Genomic DNA, 19,476 nt, shown 5'->3' on the forward strand with positions numbered 1-19,476 from the left:
GTCATCCGTAAAGAGTCCGGCAAAAACTAGTGGATACGCCGTGAAGCCGTTGTGGGTGCGGCGCGCGCTACAGTGGTTGCCGCCACGTGGACAGGAGCGCGCGATGCAGGGTTGCCACTGGAAATGCCGACGTGCCCACCTGTGGCTGGCCTGCGCGCTGCTGCTCGCACTGCCATGGGGGTGGGCCGCTGCCACGGATGTGGCGGCGCGCACCGGCCCGGCCATCATCGGCATGCAGGTGCAGGGCGGCGGACGGCTGGCGCATGGCCAACGCGTGCCGTTGCCAAGCGTGCTGCAGGCGCTGGGCACGCCCTCGCAGCGCGAACCCTCACCCTACCAGTGCGGCAGCGCCTACGACGAGGGTGATATCCAGCTGCTGAGCTGGGCGGGGCAGGCGTGGGAGAGCGATGGCCGCACCGCAGTGCTGCGTCGCTTCGACGTAGGCCGGGAGGGCGCGCTGCTGTTGGCCAATGGCACGCAGATCGGCGCGCGTACCTCGCCTGCCGATGTGCTGCAGCGGGTGCCACGCGCGCACCGCAGCGGTGACACGGTGCATGTCACCCCGGACCCACGCGGGCTGACCGAAGAGCGCTACGACCTGCGCTTCGACGGCGAGGGGCGCCTGTTCCAGATCGACTACTGGATCGCCTGCTGAGCCTGCAGCGTGCGTGCCATGGGCTCAGCGCAGGTTGCCTTCCGCTGCGCTGCGAAGGGCCTGGGTGATGTGCTGCAGCGTGCTCGAGCGCACGGCGGCGTGCTGCCAGAACAGCGGGACATCCAGCCAGCGGCGTGGCTCCAGCACGGTCACCCTGCGCTCGGCCAGCGCCGGCGCGATCAGTGTTTCCGGGGCCAGGCACCAGCCCAGTCCACGCGCGGCGGCTTCGACGAAGCCGGTGGAGGAGGGCAGGTAGTGCACCGGTGGCTGCAGCCGTGCGCGGGTCAGGCGGCGCATGAAGCGTGCCTGCAGTTCGTCCTTGCGGTTGAACACGATCATCGGCGCCACGGCCAGCGCATCGGCCTGCATGCCCTTGTTGAACCAGCGGCGTGCGAATGCCGGTGATGCGATGGCGTGGTAGCGCATCGCGCCCAGCGGATGCACGTTGCAGCCCTTCAGTGCGCGCCCCTCGGCGGTGACCGCGCCAAGCACGCTGCCATCGCGCAGCAGTTCCAGGGTGTGGTCCTGGTCGTCCATGCGCAGGTCGAACAGGTAGCCATGGCGCTGGTGCAGGTCGGCGATGGCGGCGACGAACCACGTATCCAGCGAATCATCGTTGACCGCCAGCGGGATCGGCGTGCGGGTGGCATCGTTGCCGCGTTCGGGCAGCAGCTCGGCCAGCGCTTCGCTCTGCAGCGCCTGCATGGGCCGCACGCTGCGCAGCAGGATTTCACCGGCCGCGGTGGGCCGGCACGGCGCCTGGCGGACCAGCAGCACCTGGCCCAGGCGGTCCTCCAGCGCCTTGATCCGCTGCGACAGCGCAGACGGGCTGATCGCCAGCCGGCGCGCGGCGGCCTCGAAACTGCCTTCTTCCAGCACCGCAGCAAAGGCGGCCAGTTGCGGGTGTACCAGGTCCATGCCGGGCCTCTTCAGTTTTCCTGCACAGGATTAAGAAAAACCAGCTGGCCTTAATCGGCCGTGGGCTGCACCCTGCGCGTCCCTTCCTGCTGGATGCCCGTCCCCATGTGGTTCACCGCGGCCCTGGCCGGCCTGTTCGCAGGCGCCGGCCTGATCATCGCCATCGGCGCCCAGAATGCCTTCGTCCTGCGCCAGGGGCTGCAGCGCCGCTACGTGGGCACGGTGGTGCTGGCGTGCATGGGCGCGGACATCGCGCTGATACTGGCCGGTGTCGGCGGGATGGGCGCGCTGGTGCTGCAGTGGCCGCTGCTGCTGCAGGTGCTGCGCTTCGGCGGTGCGGCGTTCCTGGGCTGGTATGGCCTGCAGGCGGGCGTGCGCGCGTGGCGCGGCGGCAGCGCATTGGCGGCCGGCCGCAGCGACGGCGGCAACCGGCGCCAGGTGCTGCTGGCCTGCCTGGCCTTCACCCTGCTCAACCCGCACGTCTACCTTGATACGGTGGTGCTGCTGGGCAGCCTGTCCACGCGCTACCCCGGCGACCTGCGCTGGGCATTCGCCGCCGGCGCCGGCGTGGCCAGCGTGCTCTGGTTCTGCGCGCTGGGCTATGGCGCGCGCCTGTTGCAGCCCCTGTTCCGCAACCCGAACGCGTGGCGCGTGCTGGATGCCGGCATTGCCTTGTTCATGGCGGGCCTGGCATTGCTGTTGCTGCTGCGTCCGCTTTAGGCTGCATCCACTGCCCGGATGTTCCGGGTCATCCATTCGACCCGGTGTCTGCCCGAGGGAGGTGTTCTGATGCATCCGGACGTTGCTTCCGGCATGGGCGGCATGCGGGGTCCGTTGTCGCGGCGTGCGCTGCCGCTGATGCTGCTGGCCGGTGCGCTGTTGTCGGCGTGCGGCGCGCACCCACCGCCGTCTGTTTCCGTGCCCGCCGATACGGTGGCTGCGGCGGCAGGCGATCCCGCTTTCGCGCACATGCTGGCCGGCTTTCATCAGTGCCGCTACGAAGGCCTGTTCGTCAACGATCTTCCGGGGCAGGTGGCCACGGCGCCGGATACGGACTGGTTCCGCGCCCATCCCGGGGCCGCCTGCGGGCGTGACGCCGACTTCTACTATTTCTGCATGGACGAACGCTACCGTGGGCTTACGGTGCAGCGCATGGCGCTGCCCGGCACCGGCGGCCTCCCCAGCGTGGCGCTCTACCTGCAGCAGGATGCCGCAACCGCGCGATCCATCCTGGGCCAGCAGCTGGGCGGCGGCTTCCCGTCCTCGCCCGCCTCCGACGCTGGCACGGCCCCTGAGCTGATGGCCGACCCGGCCGATGCCAATCGTTCGATCCTGGTCTGTACGCGCACGTTCTGAGGGTTCCCGGCCGCTTCCGCCACCCTGGGGTGTCAGTGCCCTGCCTGGTCAATCGCACACAGTGGCGTCTCGCCCGGGCGCAGGGTCAGTACGCGCACGCCCTGTGCGGTCACCGCCACGGTGTGTTCGAACTGCGCCGACAGCTTGCCGTCGCGGGTGTACACCGGCCATTCGTCCGGCAGCTGGCGGATGGCCGGCTTGCCCTGGTTGAGCATCGGCTCGATGGTAAACACCATGCCTTCCTGCAGTTCCATGCCGGTGCCGGCGTGGCCGTAATGCAGGATCTGCGGGTCTTCGTGCATCTCCTGGCCGATGCCGTGGCCGCAGTACTCCTTCACCACGCTGTAGCCATGGCTGCGCGCATGGCGGGCAATGGCATGGCCGATGTCGCCCAGGCGCGCGCCGGGACGCACTTCGGCGATGCCTTTCCACATGGCCTGGTAGGCCACCTTGACCAGCTTGCGTGCGGCGTAGTCGATCTCGCCCACCGGGTAGGTGGTGCTGGAATCGGCGATGTAGCCGTTCTTTTCCAGGGTGATGTCGAGGTTGACGATCTGTCCGCTGCGCAGCACGTCATGGTGGCTGGGCACGCCGTGGCAGATGACGTTGTCGATGGAGGTATTGAGCACGTACGGAAAGCCGTACTGGCCCTTGCTGGCGGGCCGCGCGTGCAGCTCGTCGACGATCATCCGTTCAACGAAGTCGTTGATGTCCATCGTGCTGCGGCCTTCCAGCGGCAGCGCGTCGAGTGCGGCGAACACCTGCGCGAGCAGCCGCCCGGACTCGGCCATCAGCGCGATTTCGTCGGGGCGCTTGATGATGGCCATCGGCTCAGGCCTGGCCCGCGGGCAGCAGCGGCGGCTGCACGCCGGCCGCGCGCAGTTCGCTGGCGACGATGTCCTGGAAGCTCAGGGTCGGGTTGAGTTCGCACAGCATGCCGACCCGGATCCAGAAGTTGGCCTGGGCGTTGATGGAGCGGCTGGAGACGGTGCAGGCACGACGCAGCTGGTCGTGCAGGGTGTCATCGATGTTGACGATGCCCATGGCGGGTTCTCGATGGGGAATATATGAAGCATATATGGTTCATATATTCCCGCTCAAGTCCCCGCCGTTCAGTCGCTGTGGGTCGCAAATCGCAGGCGGTTGCCGTCCGGGTCGACCAGCAGCATTTCGCGGGTGCCCCATTCGGTATCGTTCGGCGGCTGCGGGATGGGCACGCCGGCGGCACTGAACGCGCGGAACACCGCGTCCACGTCATCGACCTTGAAGTACACCGCGCCACCGGGCTGGCAGTCACCGGCATGTTCGCTGAGGAACAGGGTCTGGCCATCACGGGTGAGCTGGGCGAACAGCGGCATGCCCGGCCCGAAGCGGTGTTCCCAGTCGACGGAGAAGCCCAGGCCCTGCACGTAGAACGGCAGGGTGGTGTCGGCGTGCAGCATGCGCAGCTGCGGGATGACGGTCTGGGGCATGGCGGCGGTTCCTGATGGGTAGCGTCGAGCTTGCTCGACTGGCTTTGAAATCGCGCCAACGGCAGTCGAGCAAGCTCGACTCTACCAATGCCAACGGCAGTTGAGCTTGCTCGGGGTCAGTCATCCTCGCCAGGCACGCCTTCAGCCAGCGGCACCCGCGTACCGTCCAGCAGGCCGCGGCTGAGCCTGCCATCTTCGATGAACAGCAGTTCGCCGTTCTCGCCGTTCTTGATGCTGCTGTCGATGGCGATCACGCGCCCACCATGGAAGGTGCTGACGTGCGGCATCGAGGTGTGGCCGACCACGATGCGCTTCAGGTGCAGCTGATCAAGCACGGCCTGCACGCCGTTGCTGTCCAGGCGTCCATCGAAGTAGCCGCGGTACCAGATCGGGCTGGTCTTGCCGTCATACAGCGGCGCGGTGGCCGGGTTGGCCTTCACCTCGGCCTTGGGCGTGCCCAGCGAGGCCTGGTAGGCGGCATTGGTCGCGGCCGGCTGCAGCGCCAGCTGCACGGCGTCGGGCGAGATGCCGCCGTGCAGGAACAGGGTGTCGCCGATCTTCAGCAGCACCGGGCGGGTGCGCAGCCACTGGCCGATCACCGAATCGGCTCCATAGAGTTGCGGGTAACTACGGCCCAGCAGCTGCGCGCTGCGCAGGTACTTGGGATTGACGTAGCGCAGGTCGTCGTACAGCACCATGGTTTCGTGGTTGCCCAGCACGAAATGCACCGCGCCACCGGCCGCGGCGGCCTGCTGCTGCAGCCCGTACAGCAGCCAGAACGCTTCGGTCACCTGCGGGCCACGGTCGAACACATCACCGGCAATCACCAGCGTGTCCTTGCCCAGCGCCCACTGGTCCTGCGCATCGATCACCTTGTTGGCGCGCAGCAGGCGCACCAGCAGGCCGTACTGGCCATGGATGTCGGACACCGCAACGATGCGCGGCGTGGCCGGCAGCACCGACACCGAGGGCGCTGCCGGCGGCAGCACATGCACGCTGTGGCCGTAGCCGCACTGCGGCGTGATGTCGGTACCGCTGGCTTGGGCCGGCAGGGTGCGCATCTGCACCTGGTCGCCGCAGATCCACTTCGCCCGCAGCTGGTCGCCGACGCGGAACACGTAGGGGCCATCGGCATCGACATGCTCGGCCGGCGCGGCCACCTCGCGTGCCTGCACCGACGATGCGCACAGAAGGGCCAGCGGCAACAGCAGGAGGGCAGGGTTGGGCAGGCGACGGTGCAGCATGGGCGGTTCCTCGGCGGGCAACAAAAAGGCGGGCCCGAAGGCCCGCCCGTGATGCTACGCCGATGCCCACCCCGGCAGCATGCGCCGAAGGTGGGGGTCACTGTGCGGAGTCGGGTGGCCGGCGCCGCACGGTGGCATCAGAACTTCGCGCGCAGGTTGAACAGCACCCGGCGCGGCTCGCCCCAGTAGCCCGCGTTGAAGAAGCCGACGTTGCGGTAGTAGACCTTGTCGAACAGGTTGGTGACCGTCACGCCCACGCTCAGGTTGTCGTTGATGCGGTAGCGGCCCATCAGGTCGAACAGCACGTAGCCGCCCTGGCTCATCTTGCCGGTTGCAGTGACCGGGGTGCCGTTGGCATTGAAGCGGCCGGTGGGGATCGGCTGCATCTGGTAGATCTCGCTCTGCACGCTGACGCCGCCGCCGACCGTCCACTGGCCGTGGCTGTAAGTGGTGTTGAAGCGTGCCAGGTGCATCGGGCTGGTGCTGGCGAAGCGGCTGCCATCGGGGTTGCTGCTGTAGCTGTAGGTATAGCCGCCGGTCATGCTCCAGTGGTCGGTGATCGAGCCGGACACTTCAAACTCGCCGCCCTGGGTGGTGATGCCCTTGCTGGCGATGTAGGGCGAGCTGCCATCGGGCAGCTTGATCTCGCCGCCGTTCGGGTCCAGCTCGGCCACGTTGTCCTGCTTCATGTAGAAGCCGTTCAACGCGGTGTACAGGCGTCCGCCGAAAAACTCTCCCTTCAGGCCGTACTCGTAGTTGCCGCCGGTGGTCGGGTCGAGCAGCTGGTTGTTGATGTCGCGGCGCGCGGTGGCCTGGAACACGTCCGAATAGCTGGCGAAGGCGGTGATGCTGCTGCTGAGGTCGTACAGCACGCCCACGTACGGGGTCAGCTCGTGCGCGGTGGTGCGTGCGCTGCGGCTGGTGAACACACCGTTGACGTCGTAGTTGTCGGTGGTGGTGCGGTAATCGGAATAGCGCGCACCGGCGATGATCTTCAGCGGGTCGATCGGGTTCAGGCGCACGGCGGCGTAGTAGCCGGTTTCGGTGGTGTTCACCGTGTTCGACGGAATGCCGTAGTTGAAGGTGGTCGGCCTGCCGATGTTGCCGTCCCACTCGTAGATGCTCGGGAACGCGTTGACGTTGTACGGGCGCGAGGTGATGCCGGCGCGGATGGTGTCCAGGTCGCGGTCGTAGTGGTTGATGCCTACCACCAGCTCATGCGAACGGCCGAACAGCTGGAACGGGCCGGAGGCGTAGAGGTCGAAGGCATCCTCGCGCGTCTCGGACACCGAGTAGGTATCGGCGATGCGCAGGCCCAGGCCGGTCACGGCATCGGCCCAGTTGCCGGTGTTGGAACCGGCCAGCAGCAGCGAGTCGGTGTCGGTGGCGCGGTGGTTGTAGGCCAGGCGGCCGCTCCAGCCGGCGCCGAGCTGCTGTTCGAGGGTGGCGAAGTAGTTGGTGCTCTGGCGGTTCCACTCGTTCCAGCGCGCCGCGGCGCTGTAGGAACGCGGCATGTGCGCACGCGTGCCGTCGCGGAAGTACAGCGGCGAGGCACTCCAGGCACCGCCATCGGAGCCGGTCTTCAGGTAGTCGATGCCGGCGCGCAGGCGGGTGCTGTCGGTCAGGTCGGCTTCGATGACGCCGTACAGGCTGGGCGATTTGTCATGCTGGAAGCGCACCCAGCTTTCCTTGTCGGTGTAGGCGCCGACGAAGCGACCGCGCACGCGCCCGCCCTTGCTGAGCGGACCGGACACATCCACTTCCGCGCGCTTGTAATCCCACGAGCCGGCGCTGAGGCTGGTGCTGGCCTGGAAGGTTTCGGTCGGGCGCTTGCGCACCATGTTCACCGTGGCCGACGGATTGCCCGAGCCGGTGACCAGGCCGCTGGCGCCGCGCACCACTTCGATGCGCTCGTAGATGGAGGTGTCGCTGAGGATCGAGTTGCCGCCCGAACCGGTGGTGTAGTTGGTGGGGATGCCATCGAACATGAAGTTGTTGATGGCAAAGCCGCGCGCATTGAACAGCGTGCGGTTGCTGTCATAGGACTGGATGGTGACGCCCGGGGTCTGCTGCAGCACCTCGGAAATGGTGATGAGGTTGAAATCCTCGATGCGCTGGCGGGTGAACACGGTCAGCGACTGCGGGGTTTCACGCAGGGTCAGCGGCAGCTTGGTGGCGGTGTTGGTGCCATAGACCTGGTAGCCCTCGGTGCGCTGGGTGACCATCACCCGGTCCAGTTCGGTGGTGGTTGGCGCGCTGTCCTGGGCGAAGGCCGGCGCAGCGGCGCAGGCGAGCGACAAGGCGAGGGCGTTCCGGCGCAGGGCGCCAGGCGAAGGCTGCTTCATGATGGAACCTCGGTTTCTGGATCAGGAACGGGAAGACGGGCGTGGCACCGGCTTGGCCGGGCTGCGGAAACTGAGCCAGAGCACCATCGCCCCGGCACCGGCGGCGAGCACGCCGCACCAACCAACAAAGCCCTGTGCAATGCCCCAGGCGGCGATGCTGGCCAGCAGGCTGGCGAGCAGCCCGAGCACGCCCAGCCCCTGCAGCAGGCGACGGCGCGGCGTCGGCGGCGCATGGCCGGCCACATCGCGGTGGTGGCGTTCCATTGCCATCGCCAGGCAGGCGAAGGCGGCGGCCGCCAACAGCAGGGCGAGCACGCTCATGCGCCCGCCTCGGCCGGCGAGGTGGCGCGTGCGGTGCGCGGCTTGCGCTGCGCCGGCACGAAACGGTGCACCTTGCGCGCGGCCCACAGCAGGCCGGCGCCGATCAACAGCAGGCCGATGTCGATGCCGGCCTTGGCGCCATCCCCGGCAGCAAGCGCGGACAGCGCGCCACCGTGCCACGCCACCAGGTTGTAGAGCGGCAGGCCCAGCGCCAGCACGCCGGCCAGCGCCAGCTGCTCGACCCAGCCGCGACGCGGCGCGCGCAGCATCGCGTGCACCACGCAGGCGGCCCAAGCGTAGAAGAACACCTTCACCTCGGCATCGCTGCGGTTGGCCACGTCCAGCGGCAGCAGGCGGTTGCCCCACAGGAAGGCCAGCATGGCCACCGGCAGGCCGGTGACGAAGCCGATGTTCAGGCGTTCGACGATGCGGAAGCCCAGGTGCGGCCGCGCCGGATCCGGCAGCTGGGTGCGCCGCTTCACCGTCCACAGCACCAGCCCGGTGGCCACCATCAGCGTGCCGGCCACGCCGGATAGGAAGAACAGCCAGCGCATCGTGGTGGGTGCGAAGCGCGCGGCATGCAGGCCGATCATGCCGTCGCGGGTGATGACGGCGGCCGAACGCGGCGGCGCCGCATCCAGCAGGTTGCCGCGCGCATCGAAGGCCAGCGTGTCGGCAGCGCCAGCGATCTGGTCGCCCTGCTGGCGGCGCACGCTGATGCGCATCGCCGCATCGCCAGGCTGTTCGATCTGCAGCGAGGCCGCATGGCCGCCGCCCCATTGCACTTCGGCGCGACGCAGCACCTCGGCCAGCGCCGGCGGGGTCGCGGCGGTGCCGCTGGCTTCGACTTTTTCCGCACGCGGGAACAGTTCGGCGAAGAACGCATCGCGGCCGCCGGGGTAGTTGGCATCCACCGCCCACGGCATGTACAGCGTCATCAGTGTGATCAGGCCGGTGTAGGTGATCATCAGATGGAACGGCAGCGACAGCACGGCCAGTGCGTTGTGGCCGTCCAGCCAGCTGCGCTGGCCCTTGCCCCGGCGGAAGGTGAAGAAGTCGGTGAAGATCTTCTTGTGGGTGATGACCCCGCTGATCAGCGCGATCAGCATCAGCATCGAGCAGGCGCTGATGAACCAGCGCGCCCACAGCACCGGCACGTAGTGCAGGTCGAAGTGCAGGCGATAGAAGAAGTTGCCCCCGCGCGTCTCGCGCACCTGCACCGGCTTGCCGTCGGCATCCAGCGTGGCCTGGTTCGGGTTGCGCTGGCCGCGGCGGCGTTCCTTCTCGCCCTGTGGCTGCCAGCTGACGGCGGTCGCGCTGCTGCGCGAGTCGGGCAGTTCGATGCTCCAGCGCTGCGCATCCGGCGCGGTGCGGGCGAGGAACTGCTGGGCCTGGCTGACAGCCGTGGCGCTGCTGGCGGGCAGGCCGATTTCCGGCTGCATCCAGCGGGTCAGTTCTTCCTTCCAGTACGCAGCGGTGCCGGCAATGAAGATCAGGAACAGCACCCAGCCGACCACCAGGCCCGACCAGGTATGCAGTACCGATTGCGATTGGCGGATGCCACCCAGATTGCTCATGCCACGCCCCCGCGCAGCAGCCAGGCAAGCAGCGCGCCCAGGCCACCGGCAACCAGCAGGCCCAACGTGGCGCGCAGGGTGCTGCGTGCGGCATAGGCCCAGATCGCGGCCAGCGCGTAGACCACGAAGGCGGCCATGGTGGCGACCAGGGTGGCATCGGCTTTGGCGCCGGGCAGCAGGCGCGCCAGTGCGGCGGCCCAGCAGGCGGCCACGGCATAGCCACCGAGCAGGCCGAGCAGGCCACGGGCCCACAACAGGCCATGGCCGTTACCGCGCGGCACGCGCTTGGCCGGCGCGGTGCCGGCAGCAGGGGGGGAAGAGGGTGCGGCCATAGCCGATGTCAATAGGAATCGTCTGCAATTGCGAGCGAATGCTATTTGACACCGGTAGCGCTGTCGAGTCCCCCATTCGGGGGATGTGCCCTTCTGTCAGAGCTTGCGAACGACCGTCTGCTCGGGGGCGATGGCGCGGCCGGCGGCATCCTGCGGCCGCATGTGGGGCAGGGCGGCGCCGCTGGCGCGTTCGATCAGGGTGGAATGCGCTTCGCCGGGGGCGAAACGGTGCCGTTCGCCCCATTGGCGCAGGGCGACCAGCAGCGGGAACAGGTCGCGCCCGGCGGCAGTCAGCACATAGTCCTGGTAGGCGCTGCCATCTGCGGCGGGCTGCTGCACCAGCAGGCCGGCCTCCACCAGCCGGCGCAGGCGGTCGCTGAGGATGTTGCGGGCGGCGCCGAGGCTGCGCTGGAAATCACCGAAGCGGGTGATGCCGTCGAAGGCATCGCGGATGACCAGCAGCGCCCAGCGGTCGCCGAGCAGATCGGCACTGCGGGCCACGGGGCAGGGGCTGTCGGCGTGCATGGCGGCGTCCGGGTGTGGAATCTGGTTGCAGTTTAAAACCGGCGGCGCTACCGTGCATCCAGTTTCGATATGCAACCACATTGATGAGCACTCCCGTATCGCGGCCATTGCTGGGCTTGCTGGCCGTCGCCGCCGGCGCCAGCGTGGCCAATGTCTACTACGCCCAGCCCCTGCTGGAGCGGCTGGCGCAGGCGTTCGCGCTGGATGCGGCCGTCGCCGGTGGGGTGCTGGCCGCGACCCAGGTGGGTAGCGTGCTGGCCCTGCTCGGCCTGCTGCCGCTGGCGGACCGCGGCGACCGCCGGCGCCTGCTGCGCGTGCAGTTGCTGGCCCTGGTGGCCGCGCTCCTGCTGCTGGCCAGCGCCCGCACGGCACCCTGGCTGCTGGCGGGCATGCTGCTGGCCGGGCTGCTGGGTACGGCACTCACCCAGGGCCTGATCGCCTACACGGCCACGCTTGCGCCGGCCGCGCAGCGCGGTCGCATGGTTGGCGTCGTGCAGGGCGGGGTGTTCATCGGCCTGCTGTCGGCGCGCGTGCTGTCCGGCAGCGTGGCCGCGGTGGGCGGATGGCGCGCGGTCTACCTGCTGTCGGCAGTGCTGATGGCCCTGCTGGCACTGCTGCTGTGGCGGCGGCTGCCGGCCTTGCCGGTACCGGCAACACCACCGTCATGGCGGGCGCTGCTGGCATCGATGGCCACGCTGCTGCGCGACGACCGCGCGCTGCGTGAGCGCGGGCCGCTGGCGCTGCTGCTGTTTGCGGGCCTCAACGTGTTCTGGGCGGCGGCGCCGTTGCCGCTGTCGGCGCCACCGTTGCACTGGTCCACCGCCGCGATCGGTGCACTGGGCGTGGCAGGCATTGTCGGCGCGCTGCTGGCCGCGCGCGTGGGCCACTGGATGGATCGTGGATTCGCGGTGCGCGTCAGCCTGGCCGCGCTGCTGCTGATGCTGGCGGCGTGGTGGCCGCTGCTGGGGCTGCCGCACTCGCTGGGGTTGCTGCTGCTGGGCGTGGTGCTGCTGGATCTGGGCGGCCAGGCACTGCACGTAGCCAACCAGGCGCTGCTGCTGCGCGCACCGGTTGAACAGCATGGGCGCCTGGTGGCGCTGTACATGCTGTTCTATGCGGTGGGCAGCGGCAGTGGCGCGGCGGCCGGCACCTGGGTGCAGGCGCGCCACGGCTGGGGCGCGGTGTGCCTGCTGGGGGCCGGCATCGCGGCGTTGGCGCTGCTGTGGTGGGCGCTGTGCCGCCTGCGCCGCCAGCCGTGCGGCGCGAGGGGATAGTCAGCGTTGCAGGGCACGGCGCCCGGGTGCGTCGGGCAGGGTGGCATCAGCCAGCACCACCCGGTTGCGTCCGCCACGCTTGGCGGCATACATCGCCGCATCGGCACGCGCCATCAGCCGCTCGTAGTCGGGGTGGCCATCGTGGGCGGCCACGCCGATGCTGGCGCTGAGGTCCAGCTGCTGGCCGTTGGCCAGGCTGACCGGCGACTGCGCGATCTGTCGCCGCAGGCTTTCAGCGATCACCATCGCCTGCGATTCGCTGGCGGCCACCAGCACCACCACGAACTCTTCGCCGCCGTAGCGGAACAGGTAATCGCTGCCACGGGTCAGCTGCCCCAGCAGGGCGGCCACGTGCTGCAACGCGCGGTCACCGGCGTCGTGGCCATGGCCATCGTTGATCGCCTTGAAGTGGTCCAGATCCAGCAACAGCAGCGAGAAAGGAGTCTGGTTGCGCGTGGCCAGCTCAATTTCCCGTCGCAGCACGGTCGGCAGGAAGCGGCGGTTGAGCAGGTTGGTCAGTGCATCGCTGCCCGCATCCAGTTCGCCGATGCGCTCGAACAGCAGCGTCATCAGGCTGCGGATGGTGGCCAGGTCTTCGCGGATGGGCGGCAGCACGGCCAGCCGCTGTGCGGTGTCATCGCTCTTGGCGCGCACCAGGCAGGCGTCGATGCGCGCGACCAGGCGGGACACCTGCTGGGTCTCGCTGCTTTCGCCGAAGCTGGGCACGCCCTTGTGGGTGAACCACAGGCCGAACTCGGACGTGGCCAGGCTCGCGCCTTCGCCATCGCAGGTGTGGCCGGCCAAGGTGTACAGCAGGGTATTTTCCCAGTCCAGCAGCAGCGCACGCTGGCGCTCGCGTTCGGTGCTCACGTTCTGCACCAGCGAGAACAGGCGATATGCCGCATCGGTACGCGATGAGCGCTCGCGGGCATGGGTATAGGCCAGGGTCATGCCTTCCATGGCGATGTCCATGGTTGCGCTGAGGCAGTCGATGGCGGCGAACGCCGTATCCGCATCACTGGCCAGGCCGCGCACGCGCACGAACAGTTCGTGCTTGAGCACGCGCGCACCGCGGGTGACGAGGTCCACGGGAATGCCGACCCGTGCATGGACATCGCCGATCACACGCTGCGCGGCCACCGCCATGGCCACGCCTTCGGCATCGGTGCACAGCAACTGGTTCAGCCAGCGCTGCATGGCGGGCTGCAGGCGATCCTTCACCTGCTCGTGGGACAGGAAGCGGCGCGCACGCGCATCCTGCAGCAGGACGTCGTAGAAGCGGTGTGCCAGCGCGGGCGGTGCATCCTGCGCGACCTGCCGCAGCAGCGCGGTCGCTGCGGGGCCAGCCTGCAGCAGGCAGTGCTGCCAGGCGTCGGCCAGCGGTTGGCTGGCTTCATCCAGTTGGGGTGTGTCCACGTCGGTATCCAGCGGCGTACGGCAGACCACCGGTATCGGCAGCGCGGGTGTACGGTTGATGGGGGGCGAGCCGGCAGTTTAAGCGGCATGCAGCGTGCCTGCATCGATGGCAGGGCGGCGACGCCTGCAATGTTATAAACAGCGTAATAGTCTCCCGCGGCCACCGCGCGTAGCCTGACCGCATTGCACAGGAGCTTTGCCATGGGCCACGACCACGACCACCTGCCATCGGAAATCCGCCACGAGAAACCGTTGTGGTGGGCGCTCGGCCTGACCACCACGTTCCTGGTGGTGGAGGTGGTGGGTGCGTTCTGGACCAACAGCCTGGCACTGCTCTCCGACGCCGCGCACATGGCCACCGATACGTTGGCACTGATGATCGCGCTGGTGGCGGTGCGGCTGAGCCGGCGCCCGCCGGATGCGCGACGCACTTACGGCTATGCGCGGCTGGAAGCACTGGGCGCGATGATCAATGGCGCGATGCTGTTCGTCGTTGCCGGCTACATCCTGTGGGAAGCCATTGCGCGCTTCCGCCAGCCGCAGGAGATCGCATCGACCGGCATGCTGGTGATCGCAGCGATCGGCCTGGTCATCAACCTCATTTCGATGCGCCTGCTGCAGGCCGGCAGCGGTGAAAGCCTCAACGTGAAAGGCGCCTACCTGGAAGTGTGGGCGGACATGCTGGGCTCGGTGGCGGTGATCGTTGGCGCGCTGCTGATCCACTGGACCGGCTGGAAGCCGATCGATCCGATCCTTGCCGTGCTGATCGGCCTGTGGGTGCTGCCGCGCACCTGGGTGCTGATGCGCGAAGCCATCAACGTACTGCTGGAAGGCGTGCCCAAGGGCACCGATGTGGCCAAGGTGCGCGCAGGCTTGAGTGCGCATGCCGCCGTGCTGGACGTGCATGACCTGCACGTCTGGGCCCTGGCATCGAGCACCCCGGCGCTGACCGCGCACGTGGTGATGCGCGATGGCACCGACGCCGACGCGCTGCGCCGTGAACTGGGCGCACGCCTGCACGAGGAGTTCGGCATCGATCATGTGACCCTGCAGATCGAGGCTGACCACTGCGGCGAAGCGTGCGGGGAACCGGCCAGGCACGAGCACGATCATGACCATGATGTACAGGGTCATCATGGCCACGTGCACCGGTAACAGATCCCGACTGGGTCTCGTCGGCTGGGTAGAGTCGACTGGGTAGAGTCGACTGGGTAGAGTCGACTGTTAGTCGACTGCTCTTGGCGGAAAACCCCGAAAACCCCGCGCTGCGCGCGGTAGTCGACTAACAGTCGACTCTACCCAGTCGCCTCTACCCGTCGACCCTACCCTCATCGCGGCGCGAGGCCAGGCGGTCGGCCAGGCGGGTTGGTTCGGGCAGGCGATAGCCGCGCAGCGTGCGCTGCACCCAGGCCAGCGCGGTATCTGCGCTGACCCGGTGGCCGCCCGCCACGAACAACGGCTTGCAGCGGGCCTTGCTGCGCAGCACCCAGCCCAGCTGCTCGTCTCCGTCCAGCAATGGTGTCTGTGCGCCGGGCTCGGCACCGGGTTCTTCGAAGCGGCCGACCAGCTTCGACTTGGCCACGCCGATGCTCGGCAGGTCGGTCACCACGCCCAGATGTGATGCCACGCCCAGCCGCCGCGGGTGGCTGATGCCATGGCCATCGACGAACACCAGGTCCGGGGTGCGTGGCAGCTGCGCCAGCGCGGCCAGCAGGGCCGGCAGTTCGCGGAAGCTGAGCAGGCCCGGGATGTAGGGCATGACGGTGGGAATGCGGGCGATTTCCTGCGCCACCGGCTGCAGCGTGGTGGCATCGAGCAGCACGGCGGCCGCGCGGGTGATGGCGCCGTTGTCCTCGAAGCCCACGTCCAGCCCGGCCAGCCAGCGTGGCGCGGCCGGCAGCCGGTCCTGGCGCTCGACGCGGCTGGCCAGCTGCACCTGGTGTGCTCGGGCGGCGGCGACGCTGCCTTGCCAGTGGCCCGGATCGATCACGGTCTTCATCGGCCCGGAGCATGGCATGACCGCTGCCACGGCGCGGTGAGCGTGGCCGGGGCTACAATGGCCGCCTGCCTATCCTCGCGTTGGAGATCCTGCAGTGACCCGTAAACTCGTACTGTTGCGCCACGGCCAGAGCCAGTGGAACCTGGACAACCGCTTCACCGGCTGGGTCGATGTCGACCTGACCGACCAGGGCCGCAGCGAGGCCGCCAACGCCGGCCGCCTGATGCGCGAAGAGGGCCTGCAGTTCGACGTCGCCCACACCTCGGTGCTCAAGCGCGCCATCCACACCCTGCAGGGCGCGCTGGCCGAACTGGGCCAGGACTGGCTGCCGGTCAACAAGTCCTGGCGCCTGAACGAGCGCCACTATGGTGGCCTGCAGGGCCTGGACAAGGCCGAGACCGCTGCCAAGCACGGCGAGGACCAGGTCAAGGTGTGGCGTCGTTCGTACGACATCCCGCCGCCGCCGATGGAGCTGGAAGATCCGGGCCACCCGATCCACGACCGCCGCTACGCCGGCCTGGACCGCAACGCACTGCCGGGCACCGAATCGCTGGCGACCACGCTGGACCGCGTGCTGCCGTACTGGCACGACGCCATCGCGCCGCAGCTGAAGGAGGGCAAGACCGTGCTGGTCACCGCCCACGGCAACTCGCTGCGCGCGCTGTACAAGTATCTCAACAACGTCTCGCGCGAGGAGATCCTTGAGCTGAACATCCCGACCGGCATCCCGCTGCTGTTCGAACTGAACGACGACCTGACCGTGAAGTCGTTCCGCTACTTGGGCGACCCGGAAGCCGCCCGCAAGGCCGCTGAAGCCGTGGCCAACCAGGGCAAGGCAAAATAAAGCACAAGGCCGGCGCAAGCCGGCCTTTCGCTTTTTGTAGAGCCGAGCCCATGCTCGGCTGCTGTTTGTAGAGCCGAGCCCATGCTCGGCTGCTGTTTGTAGAGTCGAGCCATGCTCGGCTGCTGTTTGTAGAGTCGAGCCCATGCTCGGCTGCTGTTTGTAGAGTCGAGCCCATGCTCGGCTGCTGTTTCCCCAGAGAGCCGCTGCACCGCCGTCAGCAGTCGTAACCCCAGTCTTCCACGGTCAGTGTGCAGCCCAGCAACGCGCCCAGTGCGGCCTGCTGCGCCAGCAATCGATCCAGCGCGGCCTGTTGGAACGTCTGGCTGCCCACGACCTCGATCATGCCCGCGTCGGCTGTTTTCACGAACAGCGTGACGAAGCCACTGCCCTTGGCCCGTTGCATGCTGCCGATGCCGGCGCCCAGCAGCGGAAGTGGCAGGACCAGGCTGCGGCCGTCCTGGCTGAAACCCGCGATTCCGTTTTCGGCTGCGGACCACGCAAGCAGGTGCCCCGCTGGAGCCTCCACGATCCGGGCCGCAAGGGGGGCGGGCAAGTGCCCTGGATCAACCAGGCCGGGGAGGGTGTAGAGCCGCAGCGCAGCGTCCGGCGGCGTGGCGAGGGTAATGATGATCATCGCGGAGCATGGTAACGGCCCGCATCCCCCCTGTGACCTTTGGCCGGTCCCCGGCATCGCCGCGCCCGCTACGCTGGACGATTCGCCGTCGGAGAGAGACTCCATGAACGTCCGCAACCTGGTCCCGCTGGGCCTGACCATCGCCATCGCTGCTTCGCTGGCCGCCTGTGGCAAGAATGAAACCGCGCCGGCCGCTACCGCCGATGCCAAGCCGGCCTTCGATCAGTCGCAGATCAAGACGCCGCTGATCTCGCTCAACAGCGCCGACCTGGACCCGTCCATCGCCGCCTGTACCGACCTCAATGGCTTCGTCAACAGCAAGTGGCTGCAGGCCAACCCGGTGCCGGGCGACCAGACCACCTGGGGCAGCTTCGAGATCCTGCGCGAGCGCTCGCTGGAAGTGCAGCACGCGCTGGTCGAGCAGGCCGCCGCCAGCCAGGCCAAGGCCGGCTCGGTGGAAGCCAAGATCGGTGACATCTGGAAGACCGGCAACGACGAAGCCAAGATCGAGGCCGCCGGCCTGGCGCCGCTGCAGCCGCAGCTGGACAAGATCGCTGCGCTGAACGACACCGCCGCCATCACCCAGTACCTGCGCGACAGCCAGGCCGAAGGCAAGGGCGTGCTGTTCTCGCTGTTCGGCAACGCCGACTACAAGGATTCCGCCAACGTCATCGCCTACGTCGGCCAGGGCGGCCTGGGCCTGCCGGAAAAGGGCTACTACTTCGACGAATCGCAGGCCAAGATCCGTGACGCCTACGTGGCCTACATCGCCCAGGTGCTGACCCTGTCGGGCATGGACGCTGCGCAGGCCGCCGAGCAGGCCAAGGCCGTGATGGCCTTTGAAACCCGCCTGGCCAAGGCATCGATGTCGCGTATCGAAATGCGCGACCCGGCCAAGCGCTACAACCCGCTCAGCGCTGCCGACGCCGACAAGCTGACCCCGAACTTCAGCTGGACCGCGCTGTTTGACACCCTGAAGGTGCCGGCCGCGCAGAAGTTCTCGCTGGCCCAGCCGGGCTTCTTCGGTGAAATGGACAAGATGCTGGCCGACGTGCCGGCCAGCACCTGGCAGGCTTACCTGCGTTTCCACACCATCGACGACGCCTCGCCGTACCTGAGCAGCCAGTTCGAGAAGGCCAACTTCGATTTCTACGGCACCACCCTGCGTGGCCAGAAGGAAATGCAGCCGCGCTGGAAGCGCGTGCTGGAATCGGTGAACGGTGGCATGGGTGAAGCCCTGGGCCAGCTGTACGTCGACGCCGTGTTCCCGGCCGAATCGAAGGTCGCCATGCAGCACCTGGTGGAAAACCTGTCGGAGGCGCTGAAGGCGCGCCTGGAGCAGCTGCCGTGGATGGGCGAGGAAACCAAGAAGAAGGCACTGGAAAAGTGGGCCAGCTTCACCCCGAAGATCGGCTACCCCGACAAGTGGCGTGACTGGGCGGGCCTGCAGACCAACGGTGACAGCTACCTGGGCAACATGCAGGCGGCACGCGCGTTCAACTACCGCTACATGCTGGACAAGATCGGCAAGCCGGTGGACAAGACCGAGTGGGGCATGACCCCGCAGACCGTCAACGCGTACTACAACGCGACCAAGAACGAGATCGTGTTCCCGGCGGCGATCCTCCAGGCGCCGTTCTTCGACGCCAAGGCCGATCCGGCGCTGAACTACGGCGGCATCGGTGCGGTCATCGGCCACGAGATGATGCACGGCTACGACGATTCGGGCAGCCAGTTCGCCGCCAACGGCAACTTCGACAACTGGTGGACCGACGGCGACCGCAAGGCCTTCACCGAGCGCACCGACAAGCTGGTCGCGCAGTTCGACGGCTACGAGTCGGTGCCGGGCGTGTTCGTGAAGGGCAAGCTGACCCTGGGCGAGAACATCGGTGACCTGGGCGGCCTGACCGTGGCGTACGACGCGCTGCAGATGGCCCTGAAGGAAGACCCGAAGGCGAATGTCGATGTCGATGGCCACAGCCAGGACCAGCGCTTCTTCATGAACTGGGCCACCGTGTGGCGCCGCAACTTCACCGATGGCGAACTGCGCGTGCGCCTGAATACCGATCCGCATGCACCGGCCAACTTCCGCGCCAACGGTGCACCGTCGAACATGCCGTCCTTCGCCGCTGCGTTCCAGTGCAAGGCGGGCGACGCGATGGTGCGCGCCGACGACAAGCGCGTCGTGATCTGGTAATCGATCGCACGTGATGCGTGATGCAGAAGGCCCGGCGAAAGCCGGGCCTTTTGTATGGCGGAACGGTGAGCCGGTAGAGTCGACCGCTGGTCGACTATCGCGCGCAGCGCGGGATTCTGGCGGTCTGCGCGAAGGGCAGTCGACCAACGGTCGACTCTACCTGTATGGCGGAACGGTGACCCGGTAGAGTCGACCGTTGGTCGACTATCGCGCGCAGCGCGCGGTTTTGACGGTCTGCGCGAAGAGCAGTCGACCAACGGTCGACTCTACCTGTCTGGCGCAACGGTGACCCGGTAGAGTCGACCGCTGGTCGACTATCGCGCGCAGCGCGGGATTCTGGCGGTCTGCGCGAAGGGCAGTCGACCAA

General features: G+C 68.0%; 20 protein-coding genes. 7 read left to right on the forward strand and 13 right to left on the reverse strand.

Going from position 1 to position 19,476, the window contains the following annotated elements; translation table 11 throughout:
• Nucleotides 1–103 precede the first annotated feature (103 nt).
• Nucleotides 104–655 carry a hypothetical protein gene (locus AC3WL7_RS11145; protein WP_492750296.1) on the forward strand — a complete coding sequence of 184 codons (552 nt, stop codon included), beginning with the start codon at nucleotides 104–106 and terminating at the stop codon, nucleotides 653–655.
• A gap of 24 nt (nucleotides 656–679) precedes the next feature.
• Here AC3WL7_RS11145 and AC3WL7_RS11150 read toward each other — a convergent pair whose 3' ends face one another.
• Nucleotides 680–1,573: a LysR family transcriptional regulator ArgP gene (locus tag AC3WL7_RS11150; protein ID WP_200732763.1), complete on the reverse strand. Its 894-nt coding sequence runs from the start codon at nucleotides 1,571–1,573 to the stop codon at nucleotides 680–682.
• A 105-nt stretch (nucleotides 1,574–1,678) separates the two neighbouring features.
• Between AC3WL7_RS11150 and AC3WL7_RS11155 the strand changes: the two genes are divergently transcribed.
• Both AC3WL7_RS11155 and AC3WL7_RS11160 read left to right on the forward strand, forming a co-directional pair.
• Complete coding sequence (locus tag AC3WL7_RS11155; RefSeq protein ID WP_492750297.1) at nucleotides 1,679–2,293, forward strand: LysE/ArgO family amino acid transporter; 615 nt, start codon at nucleotides 1,679–1,681, stop codon at nucleotides 2,291–2,293.
• Nucleotides 2,294–2,362: 69 nt separating this feature from the next.
• Nucleotides 2,363–2,929 (forward strand): hypothetical protein, encoded by a 567-nt coding sequence (locus tag AC3WL7_RS11160; RefSeq protein WP_492750298.1) that lies wholly within the window; start codon nucleotides 2,363–2,365, stop codon nucleotides 2,927–2,929.
• A gap of 32 nt (nucleotides 2,930–2,961) precedes the next feature.
• Here AC3WL7_RS11160 and map read toward each other — a convergent pair whose 3' ends face one another.
• The 9 genes from map to AC3WL7_RS11205 form a co-directional block, all read right to left on the reverse strand.
• Complete coding sequence (map, locus tag AC3WL7_RS11165; protein ID WP_492750310.1) at nucleotides 2,962–3,750, reverse strand: type I methionyl aminopeptidase; 789 nt, start codon at nucleotides 3,748–3,750, stop codon at nucleotides 2,962–2,964.
• 10 nt (nucleotides 3,751–3,760) lie between these two features.
• The gene (locus AC3WL7_RS11170; RefSeq protein ID WP_079221179.1) at nucleotides 3,761–3,973 is read right to left on the reverse strand and encodes a ParD-like family protein; all 213 of its coding nucleotides are present in this window, start codon (nucleotides 3,971–3,973) and stop codon (nucleotides 3,761–3,763) included.
• 68 nt (nucleotides 3,974–4,041) lie between these two features.
• The gene (locus AC3WL7_RS11175) at nucleotides 4,042–4,401 is read right to left on the reverse strand and encodes a bleomycin resistance protein (RefSeq protein WP_492750299.1); all 360 of its coding nucleotides are present in this window, start codon (nucleotides 4,399–4,401) and stop codon (nucleotides 4,042–4,044) included.
• A gap of 116 nt (nucleotides 4,402–4,517) precedes the next feature.
• The gene (locus tag AC3WL7_RS11180) at nucleotides 4,518–5,645 is read right to left on the reverse strand and encodes a metallophosphoesterase (protein ID WP_492750300.1); all 1,128 of its coding nucleotides are present in this window, start codon (nucleotides 5,643–5,645) and stop codon (nucleotides 4,518–4,520) included.
• Nucleotides 5,646–5,782: 137 nt separating this feature from the next.
• The gene (locus tag AC3WL7_RS11185; protein ID WP_492750301.1) at nucleotides 5,783–7,990 is read right to left on the reverse strand and encodes a TonB-dependent siderophore receptor; all 2,208 of its coding nucleotides are present in this window, start codon (nucleotides 7,988–7,990) and stop codon (nucleotides 5,783–5,785) included.
• Nucleotides 7,991–8,011: 21 nt separating this feature from the next.
• On the reverse strand, nucleotides 8,012–8,311 hold the full coding sequence (locus AC3WL7_RS11190; RefSeq protein WP_492750302.1) for a DUF3325 domain-containing protein: 300 nt from the start codon (nucleotides 8,309–8,311) through the stop codon (nucleotides 8,012–8,014).
• Entirely contained in the window at nucleotides 8,308–9,888 is a 1,581-nt protein-coding gene (locus tag AC3WL7_RS11195; protein ID WP_492750303.1) for a PepSY-associated TM helix domain-containing protein, read from the reverse strand. The genes AC3WL7_RS11190 and AC3WL7_RS11195 overlap by 4 nt, the downstream gene beginning before the upstream one ends.
• Nucleotides 9,885–10,220 (reverse strand): hypothetical protein, encoded by a 336-nt coding sequence (locus tag AC3WL7_RS11200; protein WP_200732770.1) that lies wholly within the window; start codon nucleotides 10,218–10,220, stop codon nucleotides 9,885–9,887. The genes AC3WL7_RS11195 and AC3WL7_RS11200 overlap by 4 nt, the downstream gene beginning before the upstream one ends.
• 96 nt (nucleotides 10,221–10,316) lie before the next feature.
• Complete coding sequence (locus AC3WL7_RS11205; RefSeq protein ID WP_200732771.1) at nucleotides 10,317–10,745, reverse strand: winged helix-turn-helix transcriptional regulator; 429 nt, start codon at nucleotides 10,743–10,745, stop codon at nucleotides 10,317–10,319.
• A gap of 83 nt (nucleotides 10,746–10,828) precedes the next feature.
• Here AC3WL7_RS11205 and AC3WL7_RS11210 point away from each other — a divergent pair, with 83 nt between their 5' ends.
• On the forward strand, nucleotides 10,829–12,019 hold the full coding sequence (locus AC3WL7_RS11210) for an MFS transporter (RefSeq protein WP_492750304.1): 1,191 nt from the start codon (nucleotides 10,829–10,831) through the stop codon (nucleotides 12,017–12,019).
• Here the strand turns inward: AC3WL7_RS11210 and AC3WL7_RS11215 are convergent, their stop codons facing one another.
• A complete protein-coding gene (locus tag AC3WL7_RS11215) occupies nucleotides 12,020–13,435 on the reverse strand; it encodes a GGDEF domain-containing protein (RefSeq protein WP_492750305.1) in 1,416 nt (471 codons plus the stop codon).
• A 201-nt stretch (nucleotides 13,436–13,636) separates the two neighbouring features.
• Here AC3WL7_RS11215 and AC3WL7_RS11220 point away from each other — a divergent pair, with 201 nt between their 5' ends.
• Entirely contained in the window at nucleotides 13,637–14,590 is a 954-nt protein-coding gene (locus AC3WL7_RS11220; RefSeq protein ID WP_492750306.1) for a cation diffusion facilitator family transporter, read from the forward strand.
• A 154-nt stretch (nucleotides 14,591–14,744) separates the two neighbouring features.
• On the opposite strand, the gene nfi is transcribed toward AC3WL7_RS11220, so the two are convergent.
• On the reverse strand, nucleotides 14,745–15,434 hold the full coding sequence (gene nfi / locus AC3WL7_RS11225; protein WP_283221714.1) for a deoxyribonuclease V: 690 nt from the start codon (nucleotides 15,432–15,434) through the stop codon (nucleotides 14,745–14,747).
• 94 nt (nucleotides 15,435–15,528) lie between these two features.
• Here nfi and gpmA point away from each other — a divergent pair, with 94 nt between their 5' ends.
• Nucleotides 15,529–16,278, forward strand: coding sequence for a 2,3-diphosphoglycerate-dependent phosphoglycerate mutase (gene gpmA, locus AC3WL7_RS11230; RefSeq protein ID WP_283221715.1), 750 nt, complete (start codon nucleotides 15,529–15,531; stop codon nucleotides 16,276–16,278).
• Nucleotides 16,279–16,492: 214 nt separating this feature from the next.
• On the opposite strand, the gene AC3WL7_RS11235 is transcribed toward gpmA, so the two are convergent.
• Complete coding sequence (locus AC3WL7_RS11235) at nucleotides 16,493–16,912, reverse strand: hypothetical protein (RefSeq protein WP_492750307.1); 420 nt, start codon at nucleotides 16,910–16,912, stop codon at nucleotides 16,493–16,495.
• Nucleotides 16,913–17,015: 103 nt separating this feature from the next.
• Here AC3WL7_RS11235 and AC3WL7_RS11240 point away from each other — a divergent pair, with 103 nt between their 5' ends.
• On the forward strand, nucleotides 17,016–19,109 hold the full coding sequence (locus AC3WL7_RS11240; protein WP_283221717.1) for a M13 family metallopeptidase: 2,094 nt from the start codon (nucleotides 17,016–17,018) through the stop codon (nucleotides 19,107–19,109).
• Nucleotides 19,110–19,476 lie beyond the last annotated feature (367 nt).

Source organism: Stenotrophomonas sp. FW305-3-2-15-E-LB1 (genome assembly GCF_058787375.1).

What these genes read in the sequence shown, in the direction of transcription:
- AC3WL7_RS11145 (WP_492750296.1), top strand. Translation starts at nt 104, where the DNA reads ATGCAGGGTTGCCACTGGAAATGCCGACGTGCCCACCTGTGGCTGGCC.
- AC3WL7_RS11150 (WP_200732763.1), bottom strand. Translation starts at nt 1,573, where the DNA reads ATGGACCTGGTACACCCGCAACTGGCCGCCTTTGCTGCGGTGCTGGAA.
- AC3WL7_RS11155 (WP_492750297.1), top strand. Translation starts at nt 1,679, where the DNA reads ATGTGGTTCACCGCGGCCCTGGCCGGCCTGTTCGCAGGCGCCGGCCTG.
- AC3WL7_RS11160 (WP_492750298.1), top strand. Translation starts at nt 2,363, where the DNA reads ATGCATCCGGACGTTGCTTCCGGCATGGGCGGCATGCGGGGTCCGTTG.
- AC3WL7_RS11170 (WP_079221179.1), bottom strand. Translation starts at nt 3,973, where the DNA reads ATGGGCATCGTCAACATCGATGACACCCTGCACGACCAGCTGCGTCGT.
- AC3WL7_RS11175 (WP_492750299.1), bottom strand. Translation starts at nt 4,401, where the DNA reads ATGCCCCAGACCGTCATCCCGCAGCTGCGCATGCTGCACGCCGACACC.
- AC3WL7_RS11180 (WP_492750300.1), bottom strand. Translation starts at nt 5,645, where the DNA reads ATGCTGCACCGTCGCCTGCCCAACCCTGCCCTCCTGCTGTTGCCGCTG.
- AC3WL7_RS11185 (WP_492750301.1), bottom strand. Translation starts at nt 7,990, where the DNA reads ATGAAGCAGCCTTCGCCTGGCGCCCTGCGCCGGAACGCCCTCGCCTTG.
- AC3WL7_RS11190 (WP_492750302.1), bottom strand. Translation starts at nt 8,311, where the DNA reads ATGAGCGTGCTCGCCCTGCTGTTGGCGGCCGCCGCCTTCGCCTGCCTG.
- AC3WL7_RS11195 (WP_492750303.1), bottom strand. Translation starts at nt 9,888, where the DNA reads ATGAGCAATCTGGGTGGCATCCGCCAATCGCAATCGGTACTGCATACC.
- AC3WL7_RS11200 (WP_200732770.1), bottom strand. Translation starts at nt 10,220, where the DNA reads ATGGCCGCACCCTCTTCCCCCCCTGCTGCCGGCACCGCGCCGGCCAAG.
- AC3WL7_RS11205 (WP_200732771.1), bottom strand. Translation starts at nt 10,745, where the DNA reads ATGCACGCCGACAGCCCCTGCCCCGTGGCCCGCAGTGCCGATCTGCTC.
- AC3WL7_RS11210 (WP_492750304.1), top strand. Translation starts at nt 10,829, where the DNA reads ATGAGCACTCCCGTATCGCGGCCATTGCTGGGCTTGCTGGCCGTCGCC.
- AC3WL7_RS11220 (WP_492750306.1), top strand. Translation starts at nt 13,637, where the DNA reads ATGGGCCACGACCACGACCACCTGCCATCGGAAATCCGCCACGAGAAA.
- nfi (WP_283221714.1), bottom strand. Translation starts at nt 15,434, where the DNA reads ATGAAGACCGTGATCGATCCGGGCCACTGGCAAGGCAGCGTCGCCGCC.
- AC3WL7_RS11235 (WP_492750307.1), bottom strand. Translation starts at nt 16,912, where the DNA reads ATGATCATCATTACCCTCGCCACGCCGCCGGACGCTGCGCTGCGGCTC.
- AC3WL7_RS11240 (WP_283221717.1), top strand. Translation starts at nt 17,016, where the DNA reads ATGAACGTCCGCAACCTGGTCCCGCTGGGCCTGACCATCGCCATCGCT.